This window comes from Nocardia sp. CA-128927, assembly GCF_050955855.1.
In the GTDB taxonomy this organism is placed as follows: domain Bacteria; phylum Actinomycetota; class Actinomycetes; order Mycobacteriales; family Mycobacteriaceae; genus Nocardia.
Map to the genome: position 1 here is coordinate 8,050,933 of NZ_CP192087.1, position 17,060 is coordinate 8,067,992.

Genomic DNA, 17,060 nt, shown 5'->3' on the forward strand with positions numbered 1-17,060 from the left:
CCCTCCACGAGGGGCGCCGGATCTCGTTCTCCCCCAACACCTGCCGCGCCGTGATTGGCACACGATGGAGAGCCCTACTCGACGTTTGCCACAGCCATGTGCCACTGGATGACGATTCGGTGGGAGGTAGACGAACGGCGCCCCTCGGGAGTTCGAGGGGTGCCGGAGGTTTGGGGCGGGGTGGGTTAGTCGAAGGGGCCGATGCCGGTGAAGGGGTTGCCGCCGTGGAGGTACCAGTAGGTGGCGATGGCGGCGGCTATGGCTAGGACCAGGACTACGAAGGAGCCGGTGAAGGGGCGGGTGGCCCAGCCGCGGTTGCGGTCGAAGGCCCAGCGGCCGGGGCCGGTGAGGATGATGACGGCGGCCGTACCTGCGAGGATGCTTTCGAGTTCGACGCCGGTGGGGACTGCTGCCTTGAATTGGAAGCCGGGGATCATGCCCTGCTTCCAGGCCCAGGCGTCGAGGATGACGGCGAGGACAGCGCCTGCGGCGAAGGGGGTGGCCAGGCCGAGGACGAGCAGTGCGCCGCCACCGAGTTCACCGATGGTGACCAGGATGGCCGCCAGGGTCGGGTGATCCCAGCCGCCGGTCTCCATCATGTCGCGGGTGCCGTCGAGGCCGGGGCCGTTGAACCAGCCGGTGAGCTTCTGCAGGCCGTGGTAGATGAAGATGCCGCCGACGACGAGGCGCAGCAGGAACAGACCGAAATCCAGGGTGCCGCGCCGGTTTTCGCCGTTACGGCGGCGCAACCTGCCGGTGTCGTTCGGCGCGTTCGCGGCGGGCGGGATACTGGCGTAGGCATAGGCGGGAGGCGCGTCCGGCGAGGTGCCGCTCGCACCGACCGACGGGACTTGCGGGTCCAAGCCGAGCTCGTCGTCCGTGCGCGGCACGTCCTTGGTCAACTTGGGGAACTGCTCGGTCGGCGAATCGAACGGACTGCTAACGCCTCGACCGGTGGACGACACCGCCGACTGCTCAGCCGTGGACGGCACCGAACTTCGGGCCGCCGCGGGGTCGGATGTGTCTTTGGGCTTCTCGGTCACGGCCAATACCCTATGCTGCGTCGCCCGGCAGCGGGCCCCTAAACCACGGCGTGGTGGTTCAGATTTTGACGACGCGAACCGTCGCCGCACAGCCCAGATACGACCCCGGCGCACAGCCGCACACCTTTTGACAGACGCACGCGTGTCAGCGCGGCGAGTCGGGGTGCGGGAAATCGGAAGGCGTGCGGCTGTTGTGGCCGCACGCAATCTGGACCGGAGCACTGGTGCGTCGCCACGGTATAGGTGTCCAGGACAAAACGTGCGTACCTCCATCGGTGGGCCGAGGGGGCGGTGCCGGAGGTATTTCCGTAACGTCTGAGCTATGAGGTTGGTTGTCGTGGGTCGCGTTGCGGTCGGCTTGGCGCTCGGGTCCGTGCTGGTGACCGGATGCGCGCGGTTCGATGATTCGGCGTCGAGCCCGTTCACACCGGAGCCGACGCTGCACGGGGCGAACATCGACCCGCAGAAACCGTCGCAAGCACCGACGTCGACCAACCGCCCCAGCGGGCCGTGCATCGACCCCGATCCGGCGGTGGTGGCCACTTGCCTGGACACCACGGGCGGACTGGTCGCACTCGGCGATGGCGCGCTGGTCGCCGAGCGGCGCACCGGTCGCATCCTCAAGGTGGCACCGGAAACGCCGCCGACGGAGTACGCGCGGGTGGACGTGGACGGCTCCAGCGACGGCGGGCTCAGCGACATCGCGCTCTCCCCGACCTTCCCCGAGGACGGGCTGATGTACGCCTACATCACCACCCCCAGCGACAACCGGGTGGTCCGCATCGCCCCTGGCGGCGGCGCGCCCAAGGACATCCTCACCGGAATCCCGAAGGGCCCCAGCGGAAACCACGGCGCCATCGACTTCGCCACGCCGACCCAGATGTTGGTGCTGACCGGCGACTCGGGCAATCCCGGCGCCGCGAGCTCCCCGTCCTCGCTGGCGGGCAAGCTGCTGCGGGTGAACTCCCCCGCGCCGGGCGCCACCGCGGAGGTCGCGGTGTCGGGCATCGGCGTCGCGGGTGACGTGTGCCGGGACAGCAAGGACAGCATCTGGATCACCGACCGCACCGCCGTCGAGGACCGGCTGCAGCGGCTCGGCGCCGACGGTGTGGTCACCACCGCGTGGACCTGGCCGGACCGCCCCGGCGTCGCGGGCTGCGCCGCCGCGACCGACGGCGTCGCGATCGCACTCACCAAGGCGAAGGCCCTCGCCATCGCGGCGGCCGACGCGACCACGCACGCGGTCACCTCGGCCCCGACCCTGATCGCGCAGGACAAGTACGGACAGCTCGGCGGTGCCGCGGTCGGCGCTGACGGGGCGATCTGGGTGGGCACTGTCAACAAGACGGACGGTCAGCCGGGGCCGAATGACGATCGAGTAGTACGCATTCCGCCGCCGCAGGCTGGTGGCAACGGCCCGGACTAGGCATCGGGCGAACGACAAAGGGCCGACTCCGGGAGTCGGCCCTTTGCGTTGTCAGTTGTGCGCGAACAGGTTCGAGAACTCAGCTGCAAGCAGCCAGCACGAGCTCACGAACACGCGCCGCGTCGGCCTGCCCGCGGGTCGACTTCATGACGTCGCCGACGATCTTGCCCGCGGCCTGGACCTTGCCGGAACGGATCTTCTCGGCGATATCGGGGTTCGCGGCGAGCGCCTTCTCGACCTCGGACTGCAAGGCGCTGTCGTCGCTGACCATGCCGAGGCCCTTGGACTCGACGATCTGCGCGGGCTCGCCCTCACCGGCCAGCACGAAGTCGACCACCTGCTTGGCGACCTTGTTGTTCACCGTCTTCGCCTCGACCAGGTTGATCACCTCGGCGACCTGGGCGGGCGTGATCGGCAGTTCCTCCAGCGCGACCTCGCGCTCCTTGGCCTTCTCAGTGAGGTAGGCGACCCACCAGGAGCGGGCCTCGTTGGCGGGGGCGCCCGCGTCGACGGTGGCGATGATGAGGTCGAGCGCGCCCGCGTTGACGAGGTCGCGCATCACCTCGTCGGACAGGTTCCAGTCGGACTGGATGCGGGTCCGGCGCAGCCACGGGTACTCCGGGATGGTGTTGCGCAGCTGCTCCACCCAGTCCGCCTCGGGCGCAACGGGTTCCAGGTCGGGCTCGGGGAAGTAGCGGTAGTCCTCGGAGGTTTCCTTGATGCGGCCCGGCGAGGTGGTGCCGTCGGTCTCGTGGAAGTGCCTGGTCTCCTGCACGATGGTGCCGCCGTTGGCCAGCACGGCGCCCTGGCGGCGCATCTCGAATCGGACGGCGACCTCGACGCTCTTGAGCGAGTTCACGTTCTTGGTCTCGGTGCGGGTGCCGAATTCCTTGGCGCCGATCTCCATCAGCGACACGTTGGCGTCGCAGCGCAGTGAACCCTGCTCCATCTTGACGTCGGACACGTTGAGCGACTTGAGCACCTCGCGCAGCGCGGTCACGTACGCGCGGGCCACCTCGGGCGCGCGCTCCCCCGCACCGGTGATCGGCTTGGTGACGATCTCGACCAGCGGCACACCCGCCCGGTTGTAGTCGAGCAGCGAGTGGCTGGCGCCGTGGATGCGGCCGGTGGCGCCGCCGACGTGGGTCGACTTGCCGGTGTCCTCTTCCATGTGCGCGCGCTCGATCTCCACCCGGAAGGTGCTGCCGTCGTCGAGCAGCACGTCGAGGTGGCCCTCCGTGGCGATCGGCTCGTCGTACTGGCTGATCTGGTAGTTCTTCGGCTGATCCGGGTAGAAGTAGTTCTTGCGGGCGAACCGTCCCCACGGGGTGATCGAACAGTTCAGCGCCAGCCCGATGCGGATCGCGGACTCCACACCCTTTTCGTTGACCACCGGCAGTGCGCCGGGCAGACCGAGGCAGACCGGGCACACCTGGGTGTTCGGCTCGGCGCCGAATTCGGTCGGGCAGCCACAGAACATCTTGGTCGCGGTGTTCAGCTCGACGTGGACCTCCAGGCCAAGCACCGGTTCGAACCGAGCCATGACATCCGAGTAGTCCATCAAGTCGAGTGTGGGTGTGCTCATGCCTGCGCCTCGCTAGCGCTCGGCTCCGCCATGACCCCACAAGTGGCTGTGCCCAATTTTCGCTCGCTGCGCTCGCTCATGCGGAACATTCTATGTAAAGCCTCGGACGAGAACGCAGGGGATCATGCCCCCGGCCGTCGGCGTCTACTTCGGCTGGATGCGCTGGGTCAGCCAACCCGTGACGAAGGTGAGGACGTCCGGCGAGATGGTCGTCTCGATGTTGGCGTACTCGCTGGGCAGGCCGGTCTGGGTGGGTTGCATCAAGTGGTTCAGGCTGGGGAAGACGTGCACCGTCGCGTCGGGATCGGCGGCGAGGGCGGTGCGCATCGGCTGTTCGCTCTGGCTCGGCGGTACCTGGAGGTCGTTCCCGCCGAAGAAGGCGAGCACGGGAATGCGCAGGGCAGCCAGCGCCGGTGCCGGATCGTAGGCGATGAGAGCGGCCAGGTAGGGCGTGATCTGCGCGTTGATCTCCGCATCCGAGGCACGCTTGTCGGGCGGCAGGGCCTCGTTCTGCTTGCGTACCAGCGCCTTCGCACTCGCCAGGTCACCGACCTTCAAAAGGGCTGCTAGCTCAGCGGTTTGCCGCACCTGGGTGTCGACCTCATCGGCGGGGGCGCCACCAGCGGCGGCGATCAACCGAGTCTGTTCGACGAGCACGTCGGAGCCCGGCACGCCCGGCCCGGCCATCAGAATGGCGAACGCGACACCGCTGTCGGGACGCGAGGCCACCAGGGGCGCGAGGTAACCGCCTTCGCTGTGACCGAACAGTCCGACGCGCGCCGGATCGATGTCCGGGCGGCCGCGCAGGAACCCGACTCCCGCCGCCCCGTCATTGGCTAGATCGGTGTAGTTCGCATCGTCCAGCTTGCCGCCGGTCCCGCCGATGCCGCGGTCGTCGGTGCGCAAGACGGCGTAGCCCGCCCGGGTCAACGTGTCCGCGACCAGCAGGAAAGGCTTGTGGCCGAACAGTTCTTCATCGCGATTCTGCGGGCCGCTGCCGGTGATCAGCAGGACCGCGGGGAACGGGCCGCTGCCTTCGGGCTTGGTCAGCGTGCCCGCGATGGTGATGTCGCCGCTGCGATAGGTGACGTCCTCGGACTTGTACGGGAACGGCGGCTTCGGCGTCTGCGGGCGGTTCAGCGGGGCGACCTTGCCACGTTCCAACGTCAGCTTGAATGTCTTGCCGCCCTGGGTGAAGTCACCCGTGATCCGGTCGGCGCCCTGGTCGTAGGTGCCGTGGAATCTCGGGTCGCCTGGAGCGTCGGCGATCGCGAAGGACACCCCGTTGCGGCTGGACTGCACGTCCTTCAGCGGTTCACCCACCGTCTCCTGGAACGGGATATCGACGGTGCCCGTGTCCGCGCCGGTGAATGTCACGCCGATCGAGAGTGGCTGACCGGGGATCTCGATCACCCCGTGCCAGTCACCGGTCGTCGGCTCCGGCGGATTCGAGTCCGACGAGCACCCCGCGACCAGCACGCCGACGACGAACAGGACCAACGCAATCATTCGCCCGGTACGCATGATTCAACAGTACCGATCGCCGGTGACAACCCCGGCGCAGCGCGAGCCGCAGGCCAGACCTGCGCCAACGCCAGCAACTGCCGCAGTTCGGTATCGAAATCCTGTGCGCTCGAGAAGGTTTGCGGCCGGGGCTCCGAGTCCGTCGGCCGCAGGCCGGCATTCCGCGCGCGGATCGCACTCGCGAGCCCACCGGCGTAGACCTCCATCCCACATCCGGCACCATCCGAGGGCGCGGTATTCGTCGGCAGGTACGGGCCGAGATGCAATAGCGCGTCACGGATCTCGACGGTCACCCGGAGCAGCCGAGCGGTGGTATCCCGTCGGTTCAGCCAGCCGGGCGGCGGCATCAACACGATTTCCGGCACCGCCGCGGTGACATCACGCCAGAGCGGATGTAAGCGACGACAGATCCGCCCATCACGGTCCCAACCGATCTGCGCCTGCAGGTGTTCGACCACCGGACTGGCGATGAGCGTCGAGGCGAGGATGGAGGTGCTGGTGAAGATGAGCTCCATCCGGACGATGTGCGGCGGGAAGAAATCCCAACCCAGGGTCAGCTGAAAGACGAAGAGCGCCAGATCAGTCCAGAACGGCAGGAACGCCAGCAGCATGAGGTAGCAGAACGCCCTGGCCACCGGCCCGAGTGTGCCACTGCGCAGCTCTCGAATACAAAGTCGAGCGAAGATCACCGCCGTCGCTACCTGCGGCGCGGCAAAGGCGGTCGAGACGACGATCCCACCCCAGTTGAGCTGCTCGGACAGGCGCCCGACACTGGCTGCCGATGGACCGGCGAGAAGTATCAACGCCGCTGAACCCACGGCCACCGCGCAGTAGACCCGCTGACGACGCCAGAGGCCTTCCGGTCCGGATTCCCACACCCGGGCCATCCCATAGAGATACATCCCGAGCATGACGATGCACCCCAGCGCCAACTGGTTCGGCACACTGCCGATATCCGGCACCGGCGTGAACCGATACAACACCAGCCCGATCAGGCACCACAGCGGCAACCGATTGACCAGCTGATCAATAGCCGTATCCCTGGTGAAAACCAGCCTGCCCACAGCGACGACCGCCACATAGCCGATCACCACTCACCCGACGACCCCGGACACCGGCGATCCCAACGCTGCCCTCCTCGACCCGGGGGCGATCTGCCCTCGGCGAAGAGTACCTACCGGCCTACCTAATGGGTATCGAATCACCCTCGGACAGAGGAGAACTCGTCACTCCCGGGCCAGATCCGGGCCAGGTCCAATAGCTGGCGGAGTTCGGTGTCGAAGTCCTGCGCGGCCGGAAATGGTTGCGGCACAGCCCCTGAGTTGGGCGGTAAGGTTCCCGCCTGCCGGGCACGGGCCGCCTCCGCGAGACGGCTTGCGTAATCCCGCAGCTGCGCCTCGGATCCGCCCTGATGAGCCGCCGCGGACTCGGTGGGCATAGCGGCAAGGTAGGGCCCGAGATGCAGCAGCGCATCACGTATCTCGACAGTCATCCGCACGAGCTGCGCGGTCGTATCGCGCCGGATCAGCCCGTCGGTGGCGGGGCGCATCACGATCTCCGGCACCGCCGCGGTGACATCACGCCACAGCGGACGCAAACGGCGGCAGATTCGTCCATCACGATCCAGACCGGCGTGCTCCATCAGGTGCTCGACCACCGGGACGGCGACGAGCGTGGTGGCGAGGACGCCGATGATGGTGAAGGCGATTTCCACCCGGACGATGTGTGGATAGCGCAGCTGCCACCCGAAGAACACTTCGCCCATAACGAGCACAACGTCCGCATAGAAGGGCACGATGTCCAGCAGCATCAGCAGGCCCAGCGCCTTCGCGAGCAACGTCCTGTTTTCCATCCGGAGTTCTCTGATACACAACCGGGTGAACACCAGCATCGTCGCCACCAGGGGAACACTGTTTGCCGCCCAGACGACGATCCCGCCCCAGTTCAAGTTGTGGTCGACCAGTCGCCCGGCACCTGCGGCGGATGGACCGGCGAGCAGTATCAGCACCGTCGAGAGAACGGCGACCGCGCAGTAGATCCGCTGGTGCCGCCAGGTCACTTCCGGGGCGGCAGCTGATTCCCACAACCGGACGAGACCGTACAGGTACATGTTGACCATGACGACGCACCCCAGCGCAAGCTGGTTCGGCACACTGCTGATGCTCGGCGTCTGCGTGCACCGGTACAACACCAGGCCGATCACAAACCACAGCCATGTCCGATTGACCAGCTGGTCGAAGGTCGTTTCCCTGGTGAAGAGCAACCGGCCGACCCCGATCAGCACGACATAGCCCAGCACCGCCCATGCGAGGAACCCGGAAACCGGCGACACCAACGATGTCCCTCCTACCCGGGCGAGCGCACCTATCGGCCTACTCGGTGGCTGCGCGAATCACCCTCGGACAGCGGAGAACTCGTCACTCCCCGCGCGCGTACCGGACCGATGCGGCGACGGACTCCATGTCGATGTTCAGGCTCGGGTCGCGGTCTTGGATCTCGTGGAATTCGAGCATCACGTCGTCGAAGGTGCTGCGGCGGGCGGAGGTGATGAGGGCGTGCCGGACGTAGTCGCTGAGGGGGTGGCCGGTGGCGTAGGCGCGGCGGCCGAAGGTGGCGAGGGCCTCGGCGGGGAGGTCGTAGGTGTCGATGAGGGCGACGGCGGCCGCGTCGATCTCCGGGATGAGTTCGTGGCCTTCGGACTCCAGGAATTCCACGACGGTGTCGTCAGCGGATCGCCTGCCGGCTAGTGCGATCAGTTCTTCGCGCACGTAGCCGAGCAGCGGGAGTCCGGCGGCGCCGGCCCGACGGCGCAGCACCGCGACGTCGGCTTCCGGCAGGGCGTTCACGTGTAAGTCGGCCATACCGGCCAGCGTAACCCGGCGGCCCGAGCGGCCTGCCGGGCATCCGCTGATCGGCTGTCGCCCTGACGAATTCGATCGATCAGCCGAAGAACGCCTCGGCCTCGCGGTAGCGCTCGTCCGGCACCCGCTTGAGCTGCTTGGTCGCCTCGGCCAGCGGGACGAGATCGATGTTGCTGCCGTGCAACGCCACCATCTGCCCGAACTGTCCGGCGTGCACCGCCTCGGCGGCGTGCAGCCCGAACCGGGTGGCCAGCACGCGGTCGTAGGGGGTGGGACTGCCGCCGCGCTGCACGTGGCCGAGCACCGTGGTGCGGACCTCCTTGCCGATGCGGCGTTCGATCTCCCCGCCGAGCTGCTGGGCGACACCGGTGAACCGCTCGTGCCCGAATTCGTCGATACCGCCCTCGCGCAACGCGAAACCGGACTCCTCCGCGGGATGCGAGCCTTCCGCGACGACGCAGATGAAGTGCTTGTCGCCGCGCTGGAAGCGGCGCTTGATCATGGCGCACACCTCGTTCACGTTGAACGGCACCTCGGGCACCAGGGTCAGGTGCGCGCCCGCCGCCATGCCTGCGTTGATCGCGATCCAGCCCGCGTGCCGCCCCATCACCTCGACCAGCATCACCCGCTGGTGCGATTCGGCGGTGGTGTGCAGCCGGTCGATCGCCTCGCTGGCGATGCTGAGCGCGGTGTCGTGGCCGAAAGTGACGTCGGTGCAGTCGATGTCGTTGTCGATGGTCTTCGGCACGCCGACGACCGGCACGCCCTCGTCGGACAGCCAGCTGGCCGCGGTGAGCGTGCCCTCGCCGCCGATCGGGATCAGCGCGTCGATGCCGTTGTCGTCCAGGGTCCGTTTGATCCGGCCGAGCCCGGCGCGCAGCACGTCGGGATTGGTGCGGGCGGTGCCGAGGATGGTGCCGCCCTTGGTGAGCAACCGGTCGGTGCGGTCGTCGTTGTGGATCGGGATCTTGCGATCCTCCAGTAAGCCGCGCCACCCGTCCTCGAACCCGACGATCGCGTCGCCGTAGCGGCCGTTCGCGGTGCGAACGACAGCACGGATGACCGCGTTCAGTCCAGGGCAGTCTCCGCCTCCGGTCAAGACTCCGATGCGCATGGCCGCTATCTTGCCCCGCCCGGCCGCGCTTGGCAGGACGACCCCCGTGAAGCCCGGGTAATAGCGATCATTCGGTAGCGGTAGACGATCGTTTCCGGCGTCACACGACCTCGTAGACCTCGGTGGCCGCCCTGCTCAACAACCGTTCGGTCATTTCCAGCTTGAGCTGCGTGAGGTGCGCTTCCTCGGCCGCGGTGCGATCCGGCTTGCGCCCCAGCGCGATGAACTCGTCGACGACGAAACCGTTGTCGCGCAGTTGCACCGTCACGACATTGCCGCGGTAACTGAATTCCCACACGTAGCGCTCGAGCACCACGCCACGTTCCGGCTTCTCCAACTCCGGGGCGACCGTGTACTGCCCCTCGGTGACGGCGCGCAGCACCATCTCGTTCGCGTCCCGCCCGCCGGGTCCACGGAATGCGGTCCGCACCTGCACCTCTCGACGCTCCACGACCGGTGCCAGCCGCGGCAGCGCCACCTGCATCGCGGTGTAACCGTGCGCGACGCCACCCGGGAAGTTGGGGCCGTGGTACTTCATCAAGTCCTCGAAGGTGAAGTCCAACGTGGTTGAGCCTTCACGAACAATCAGCGACATGCCATCTCCTTCGTCAGCTCCGCGTGGCCCACTGCAGCGCGGAGTACAGCAGTTGGGTTGCCCCGGGCATGAATCCGGAGCCGTGGTGATAGACCGGGTCCATCGTGGTCACGAGCAGCCGACCAGGAGTGCTGATCTCATCGATATAGAGCAGCGAACCGTCGCGCTCGCCCGTGACGGTTTCGAGGTCAACCAGGCTCACCGCTCCGGTGGGCGGCTCGAGCACACCGTGGTAGTGCCAGATCACCGCTCGTTCGGCGAAGAGCGGCCAGGCCGGATGGCCGGGTTCGCGCAGCCGGATTCGGTGGTCCTCGCCGGTCCGCCACCACCAGAAGACGGTCGGCCGGGATTCCTCCCGAACGCCGGGCAGCCAGTCACCGACGGAGTTGACACCGAACACCACGACCGTCGCACCGCGATCCAGGCCCGCCAGCAGCGCGGGTGCCCGCGGGATCAGCAGGTCGGGTCGAAGGCGATCGCTGACCACCACCACATCGGCGTCGGCCACCGCGTCCGTTGTGAGCTCGCGGACGTGCACCGGCTGAATCCGGTACGGCGCCAACGCCGGATCGGCCAGGGTCGCCAACTGCGCGTGTGTTCCGCCGTACACGAAGACAATCCGCCTCATCGCTGCCCCAGCCACGACAACACCTGTCCCGTCAGGAAACTCGTGCCACGATCGGGACTGGCGAACTGCAACAGGTCGTTGCCGCCGTGCACGAGTACGTGTCCTGCACCGAGGGGGTACGCGTAGTCGACCGGACATGCGGTGGGCCCGATGGTGTGGATCACCTGCGCTTCGTCGGGCAGATCCAAGTAGTAACCGCGACCGTAGAATCCGGCGACGCCGATCCGCGAGAGCTCCTCGAACGACAGGCGACCCGGTGTTCCGGTGCTGTACAACAACACTCGCGGATCAATGCCCGCCCACACCGGATGCTCCGACACCCGGGTCAACGCGAGATCCGCGGGCTTGCGGAACTCCAGCTTCCGCCAGCGCGTCAGACCGTCGAGAAACACGCGCTGCACGTGGCCGTTCACCACGACCCGACCGCCCGCGGAGACGAACCGCCCCAACAACTCCCGATGCTCGACGAGGAACTCCTGATCGATATCGGCGGCCAGATACAACCCCGTCACCGTCGCGAGATCGGTCTCCGGAAGGTCGTAGACATCGATCCGCCGCCAGCCCTCCGACTCGGATACACCGGGCTCCATCACCACCCGCAGCACCGTCACGACACACCTCGACCGAAGTCGGGCACGATCAACCGCCGCACCGAACTTGCAGTCCGCACGTCCGCAGTGACGATGTCCAGCTCATACAGCTCGCTCAACACGTTGTCGGTCAACAACTCTCGCGTCGGACCGACCCGCTGATCGTCGGCGTCGACCATCAACACCACCCGCTCGGCGATGTGCAACGCGTGATCCGGATGGTGGGTCGTCATCACCACCGCCATACCCTCATCGGCGAGCGTCCGCAACAACGTCAACACTCGCGCCTGGTTGCGCAGATCCAACGCGGAAGCCGGTTCGTCGAGAACGATGGTGGCGCAATCGGATACCAACGCCCTGGCGATCAGCACCAACTGCCGTTCGCCACCGCTGAGCCGGGCGTAATCACGCTCGGCGAGATGGTTGATGCCCACCCGAGCCAGCGCGGCCGCGGCGGCGCGACGGTCGGAACGGGTTGGCGCGCCGTAGATCTTGACCTGCCGCGCCCGCCCCATCAGCACCGTGTCGGCCACCGAGAACGAGAACACGACCGCATGACTCTGCGGCACGAAACCGACGTTCCCGGAGAGCTCGACGGTCCCCTCGGTCGGCGGAACCAGCCCCGACAGGCACTTGAGCATCGTGGTCTTGCCGCGCGCGTTGGGCCCGAGCACCGCGAGCACCTCGCCCGGTCGTGCGTCCACCGACACGTCGCGGAAGATCCACGGCCCCTTGGCCGAATAGCGAAACGAGATCGAGCGCGCCTCAACCATCGACACCCCACAGCTGTCGCCGATTACGGATCAGCAGCACCACGAAGAACGGTGCCCCGATCATCGCGGTGAGAATCCCGATCGGAATCTCGGCGGTGCTCAGCGTTCGTGACAACGTGTCGATCAGGGTGAGATAGGACGCGCCCAGCAGCGCACTCATCGGCACCACGATCCGATTATCCGTGCCGACCAGCATCCGAACCAGATGCGGCACCATCAATCCCACCCAGCTGATCACCCCGGCCACCGCCACCGCACCAGCGGTGATCAGCGCGACGCACCCGAGCAGCAGCAGCCGCATCCGAGCGGGCCGCAAACCGAGGGACAGCGCATCCTCGTCACCCATCGCCAAGATGTTGAGCCGCCACCGCAGCGCGAGCACCACCGCCCCGCCGATCGCGATGGGCACCAACGCAATCAGCACCTTGCCGTAACCGGCCGTGGCGAACGAACCCAGGAGCCAAAACACGATCGAGGGTAGTTCGCGGTACGGGTCGGCGATGTAGGTCACGAACGACACCATCGCCTGGAACATCGCGCCGACAACGGTGCCGCCGAGGACGATCATCAACAGCGGCGAACCGGGTGTCGCCCGGGCGATCAGCAGCACCAGGACGAGCGCGAGGACGCCACCGAGGAACGCACCGCCGACGAGGTAGACGCCGCCGACGCCGATCATCAAGATCAGCACTCCGCCGAACGAAGCCCCGGACGACACACCCAGCACCTGCGCGCTGGCCAATGGATTCCGGAACACCGCCTGCATGACCGCGCCGGTCACCGCCAACCCCGCGCCGATGATCATCGAGAGCAGCACCCGAGGCAACCGGATGTCGAGCACCACACTGCGTTCCTGCGGATACCAGGTCTCGTCGAGCGGAAACACCAGACCGAGCAGCAGCCGCGCAACCTCGTTGGGCGGCACGTAATACCGGCCGACGGCCAACGCGGTGATCGCGACGACCACGAGCAGGACGACGAGTACCAGCATCACCACCGTGGCTCGCCACTGGCGAGGCGGGGTGAACGTCGGCTCGTCCTCGACTACCTTGCCGTCGATCTCAACCGCGGAAGTGGTCATAGCCCGCGGAGTTCGCGTTGAGGTCGAGCCGCAGCACCTGATCGATCTCCTTGTCGGAGATCTTGTAGCCGAACAGATTGTCGAAGCTGTCGCGAACGTTCTTCCGCATGTCGCTCGCCCCGGTCTTCGGGTAGAGCACCTCGTGCATCCACTGCCACATCAGCGGCGACTCGACGCTGGGCACCTGCCACCGGTAACCACCGAGCGGGGTCTTGTACACCCGCTTGTTCTGCACGGCACTCACCCCGGCCAGCCGCGGATCGGCATAGATCTCCGCGGGGGTGCTCTCATCGAATCCGCTGAGCATGATCACCTCCGGGTTCCAGGTGAGGATCTGCTCGGCGGTGATCTGCGGGGCGTCCCCGGGGAAGCCCTTGGTCACCAGATCCGCACCGACCAGGTCGAATTGGAACCCGTCGTAGCCGCTGGCGGAGGTCGTCGAATACGCCTCGCCGACGCGCGACAGGATCATCGCGCGGGGCCGCGGGGTCTTCTCGGCGGCCACTTCGGTGCGGGTCGCGTCGATCTCGGTGTGCAGCCAGTTGACCAGTTCGGTGCCGCGCGCGGGCTTGCCCGCGATGTCGGCGAAGAGCTTGATCCAGCCTTCCAGGTTTTCCTGGGTGCCGTATTTCAAGCCGACCACCGGGAATCCGGCTTTCACGATCGGCTCGGTGACATCGGGGCCGCGATCTCCCCACTGCACAACAACATCCGGATTCAGTTTCAGCAGGGTCTCGACATTGGGAATGAAGTTGTTCCCGGCAATCACGGTGGAGTTCACCGATTGCGGGAAGATCGTGGCGAACATGCCGCCCTTGTTCGCGACCAAGGTGGATTGATTGATTCCCACGATCCGGTCATAGCTGCGATCTACCGCGGCGAAGATGGCGGGCGCGGGAATGACCGCGAAGGCGATCTTCTTGACGTCCTTGTTGATCGTCACCGTTTGGCCGCGCTGGTCAACGACCTGGATGGTCGTGGAAGCGGCCTGGTCCGAGGTGCTCGATTCGCGGCTGGAACATGCCGAGAGCGCCGCGGCGGCCACCAGCGCCAGCGCGATGATCCGGCGCGCGGAACGGCCTCGAGTTCTTGCGGGTAAAGCGTGCACGACATCCCTCTCGCTGTCCGATTCACCGTTCCCAACCAGACAAACCGGATGAAGCTCAGAGAAAGTGAGGTTAGCATAAGCTAATTCCAAGCGAAGGCAAGCGTGCGTCGGCCACACCGACGGTTGTTATCGGTTCCGGGAATGTCGAGAATTGATCGGAATCCCAGGTGGGCCAATATCTTTCGCGGAGCTCAGAAGTAGAAGAACACCGATGCTCTCGACCCGCCGGAACAGGTGACCAGACCGTCGCGGGTGACGCAATCCATGGTGTAGTTCTGCTGTGTCGCCGGACTGAACGCGGTCACCTGGCGGGTGCCGTCGGCGTCGGAGCCCTCGCCGTAGGCCTTACGGAGCTCCTCGGCGAAGTCGCAGGTAGTGACGTCATTACCGATCGCCGACAAGGTGAAGCGGCCGGCCGGCGGGTACTTCGTCGCGCACCCCGTGGCGAAGGAGGGCACCGGCGCGAGCGTCGGGGCGGTTGGACCGGAGACGAACGCGTCCCGCTTCAGCCAGCCGACGGCACCCGCGAGCGCGAGGACGACGACGAGCGAACCGGCCACCCGGAACCATTTGCCGCGGGACCGCCGCTTCGGCGCGCTCGGCGCCTCGGCAGCGGTGTCCGCTCCGGTCGGCACTACCGTGGCCGGTCGCGGGCCGGTATCCGAGGGCTCGACGTGGCCGCGGTTCAGCTCCGGAACTGGTTGCCGCCGAACAACTTCGCCGCGGTGGCTCGGTTCCTGGGGCCGCGCGATCCGGCTCGACCCGAGTTGACTGCTGACCGGCTGCCGCGAAATCGCGTCCGTCGGAAGGGCATTCGCGATCTGCTGCGCGGGCCCGATGATCGGAAACTCCACGGTGGGCGGCGCCTTGGGCGGCCGCACCGCGCCCATGCGGTCGGTCGGCATTTCCGTCACCGCGACGACCGCGCGACCGGTCAGCGCCGACTTGGCCGCCGACGCCAGCCCACCCGCGGTCGAATAGCGGTCGGTCGGCCGCTTGGCCATCCCACGCGTGACCACCTCGTCCAATGCCGCTGGCACACCCGCCCGGACGGCGCTGGGCCGCGGCGGCGGCTTCGAAAGATGCGACCGGATAAGGACACTCATCGCGTCGGCCTGGAAAGGCTGTGTGCCGGTGAGGCATTCGAAGAGTACGCAGGCGAGCGAGTAGACGTCGGCGGTGCCGGTGACCGGGCCGTTCTCGAAGCGTTCCGGCGCGATGTAGCTGTACGAGCCGACCGCGCCGGCACCGGTGCCGGTCATGTCGGGATCCTTCGCGGACCTGGCGATGCCGAAGTCGGCCAAGTAAGCGAAGTCCGACGCGGTGACGAGGATGTTGGCGGGCTTGACGTCGCGGTGCACCAGCCCCTCCGCGTGCGCGGCGTCCAGCGCGGCGGCGATCTGCTCGATGATGCCGATCGCGCGGGCCGGGGTCAGCGGTCCCCCGCCACGCAGCACCGAGCGCAGATCATGGCCGCGCACCAGCCGCATATCGATGTAGAGCACGCCGTCGATCTCGCCCCAGTCGTGGATCGGGATGACGTGCGGTTCGGCGAGCCGCGCGGCCGCCTGCGATTCGCGGCGGAATCGCTCCTGGAACATCGGGTCCTCGGCGAGCGCGGGCGGCAGCAGCTTGACCGCGACGACCCGGTCCTTCACCGTGTCGTAGGCCTCGTAGACCTCGCCCATCCCGCCCCGGCCCAACAGCGAGCGCAGCTCATAAGGACCGAATCGAGACCCGATCCTCGTCTGCGGTCCGTCCACCCCGTCACCTCCACCTCACGTGCGCGACCCGGCACCGTAGTCCCGCCGGCCTACAACCGATACGTCGGGATTCTCAGGGGTACCCGTTACCCGGTCAAGTCGGTTCGGATCAGGTGGGACAGCGACCGCCGGACAGCTCGTTCAGATGCTGGGAAACAACGGTGGACAGCTTGTCCAACATCGTCATTCCGTCGGAGAACGCACCGGAATCCGGCTGTGCGGCGAACGCGATCGCGATCTGCCCCGACGGCGTCGAGATCAACCCGAACTGCCGGACCAGATACGCGCCCGAGGAGTCCGGACCCCAGCCGCCCTTGAACTCGGCGCCGGTGAAGGCGCCGAGGCCCCAGCGCTGGGCCGCCTGGATCTGTTCCATCAGGTTGATCACGGGCGCGGACTGCGGCAGGCACGGCAGCCGCGAGGCGAACCGAACCTGGTCGGCGAGTGACCAATCCGCCTGACCGAAGGCCGAGTTCTCGGGCCTGGACCTGGTGGCGGGCACGGTGGTCTTGGCGTCACCGGCCTCGCGCAGCACCGACTGGACCGCCTGTGCCGCTTCCTGATTGCTGCCGAGCGACTGCCACAGCGTGTCGGCGGCTGCGTTGTCGGACGCGGTGATCGCGGCCGTCGCGGCGTAACTGGGGTTGCCGCCGCTGAGGCGCAGCGCGGCAATTGCCAACGGCACCTTCATGGTCGACCAGGCCGGGCCGGTGGTCCAGTCGCCGAAGCTGACCACCTGGTCGCCACCGACCGGCATGATCGCCATGCCGACGTGTCCACGCGCACCGGCCTGCAACTCGGCGACACCGGCGGCCAGGCTGCCGGGAACCGTGATGGACAGGCCCTTTTGGTCCGCGTGCGACGCGGCCTGGGTAATGCTGGTCTCATCCGAGGGAGAATCGTCGGCGCCGGATCCACACCCGGCCACCAGGAATACAGCTAACGCCGCACAGCTCAATGCTTTTCGCA

Annotated in this window: 16 protein-coding genes; 1 reads left to right on the forward strand and 15 read right to left on the reverse strand. The window is 67.1% G+C overall.

Annotated features, from left to right (window positions below; translation table 11 throughout):
- Positions 1-185 precede the first annotated feature (185 nt).
- Positions 186-1,043: a DoxX family membrane protein gene (locus ACQPW1_RS37280; protein WP_433657181.1), complete on the reverse strand. Its 858-nt coding sequence runs from the start codon at positions 1,041-1,043 to the stop codon at positions 186-188.
- A 322-nt stretch (positions 1,044-1,365) separates the two neighbouring features.
- Between ACQPW1_RS37280 and ACQPW1_RS37285 the strand changes: the two genes are divergently transcribed.
- Positions 1,366-2,469 (forward strand): PQQ-dependent sugar dehydrogenase, encoded by a 1,104-nt coding sequence (locus tag ACQPW1_RS37285; RefSeq protein ID WP_433657183.1) that lies wholly within the window; start codon positions 1,366-1,368, stop codon positions 2,467-2,469.
- Positions 2,470-2,548: 79 nt separating this feature from the next.
- Here ACQPW1_RS37285 and gatB read toward each other — a convergent pair whose 3' ends face one another.
- The 14 genes from gatB to ACQPW1_RS37355 form a co-directional block, all read right to left on the reverse strand.
- Entirely contained in the window at positions 2,549-4,054 is a 1,506-nt protein-coding gene (gatB, locus tag ACQPW1_RS37290) for an Asp-tRNA(Asn)/Glu-tRNA(Gln) amidotransferase subunit GatB (RefSeq protein ID WP_433657185.1), read from the reverse strand.
- A gap of 144 nt (positions 4,055-4,198) precedes the next feature.
- Positions 4,199-5,578, reverse strand: coding sequence for an alpha/beta hydrolase family protein (locus ACQPW1_RS37295; protein WP_433657186.1), 1,380 nt, complete (start codon positions 5,576-5,578; stop codon positions 4,199-4,201).
- The gene (locus ACQPW1_RS37300; protein ID WP_433657188.1) at positions 5,560-6,669 is read right to left on the reverse strand and encodes an MAB_1171c family putative transporter; all 1,110 of its coding nucleotides are present in this window, start codon (positions 6,667-6,669) and stop codon (positions 5,560-5,562) included. The genes ACQPW1_RS37295 and ACQPW1_RS37300 overlap by 19 nt, the downstream gene beginning before the upstream one ends.
- A 110-nt stretch (positions 6,670-6,779) precedes the next feature.
- Positions 6,780-7,910: an MAB_1171c family putative transporter gene (locus ACQPW1_RS37305; protein ID WP_433665448.1), complete on the reverse strand. Its 1,131-nt coding sequence runs from the start codon at positions 7,908-7,910 to the stop codon at positions 6,780-6,782.
- A gap of 85 nt (positions 7,911-7,995) precedes the next feature.
- A complete protein-coding gene (locus tag ACQPW1_RS37310) occupies positions 7,996-8,439 on the reverse strand; it encodes a hypothetical protein (protein WP_433657190.1) in 444 nt (147 codons plus the stop codon).
- A gap of 79 nt (positions 8,440-8,518) precedes the next feature.
- Positions 8,519-9,553 (reverse strand): ATP-dependent 6-phosphofructokinase, encoded by a 1,035-nt coding sequence (locus ACQPW1_RS37315; RefSeq protein ID WP_433657191.1) that lies wholly within the window; start codon positions 9,551-9,553, stop codon positions 8,519-8,521.
- A 100-nt stretch (positions 9,554-9,653) separates the two neighbouring features.
- Positions 9,654-10,148, reverse strand: a complete 495-nt coding sequence (locus tag ACQPW1_RS37320; protein WP_433657193.1) for a hypothetical protein — start codon at positions 10,146-10,148, stop codon at positions 9,654-9,656.
- A 13-nt stretch (positions 10,149-10,161) separates the two neighbouring features.
- Complete coding sequence (locus ACQPW1_RS37325; protein WP_433657195.1) at positions 10,162-10,776, reverse strand: hypothetical protein; 615 nt, start codon at positions 10,774-10,776, stop codon at positions 10,162-10,164.
- A complete protein-coding gene (locus tag ACQPW1_RS37330) occupies positions 10,773-11,387 on the reverse strand; it encodes a hypothetical protein (protein ID WP_433657197.1) in 615 nt (204 codons plus the stop codon). Before ACQPW1_RS37330 ends, ACQPW1_RS37325 begins: the two co-directional genes overlap by 4 nt.
- On the reverse strand, positions 11,384-12,139 hold the full coding sequence (locus ACQPW1_RS37335) for an ABC transporter ATP-binding protein (protein ID WP_433657198.1): 756 nt from the start codon (positions 12,137-12,139) through the stop codon (positions 11,384-11,386). The genes ACQPW1_RS37330 and ACQPW1_RS37335 overlap by 4 nt, the downstream gene beginning before the upstream one ends.
- A complete protein-coding gene (locus ACQPW1_RS37340; protein WP_433657200.1) occupies positions 12,132-13,220 on the reverse strand; it encodes a FecCD family ABC transporter permease in 1,089 nt (362 codons plus the stop codon). The genes ACQPW1_RS37335 and ACQPW1_RS37340 overlap by 8 nt, the downstream gene beginning before the upstream one ends.
- Complete coding sequence (locus ACQPW1_RS37345) at positions 13,201-14,328, reverse strand: ABC transporter substrate-binding protein (protein WP_433657202.1); 1,128 nt, start codon at positions 14,326-14,328, stop codon at positions 13,201-13,203. Before ACQPW1_RS37345 ends, ACQPW1_RS37340 begins: the two co-directional genes overlap by 20 nt.
- Positions 14,329-14,519: 191 nt before the next feature.
- Positions 14,520-16,091 carry a protein kinase domain-containing protein gene (locus ACQPW1_RS37350; protein WP_433657204.1) on the reverse strand — a complete coding sequence of 524 codons (1,572 nt, stop codon included), beginning with the start codon at positions 16,089-16,091 and terminating at the stop codon, positions 14,520-14,522.
- A gap of 109 nt (positions 16,092-16,200) precedes the next feature.
- Complete coding sequence (locus tag ACQPW1_RS37355) at positions 16,201-17,019, reverse strand: hypothetical protein (RefSeq protein ID WP_433657206.1); 819 nt, start codon at positions 17,017-17,019, stop codon at positions 16,201-16,203.
- Positions 17,020-17,060: the final 41 nt, after the last annotated feature.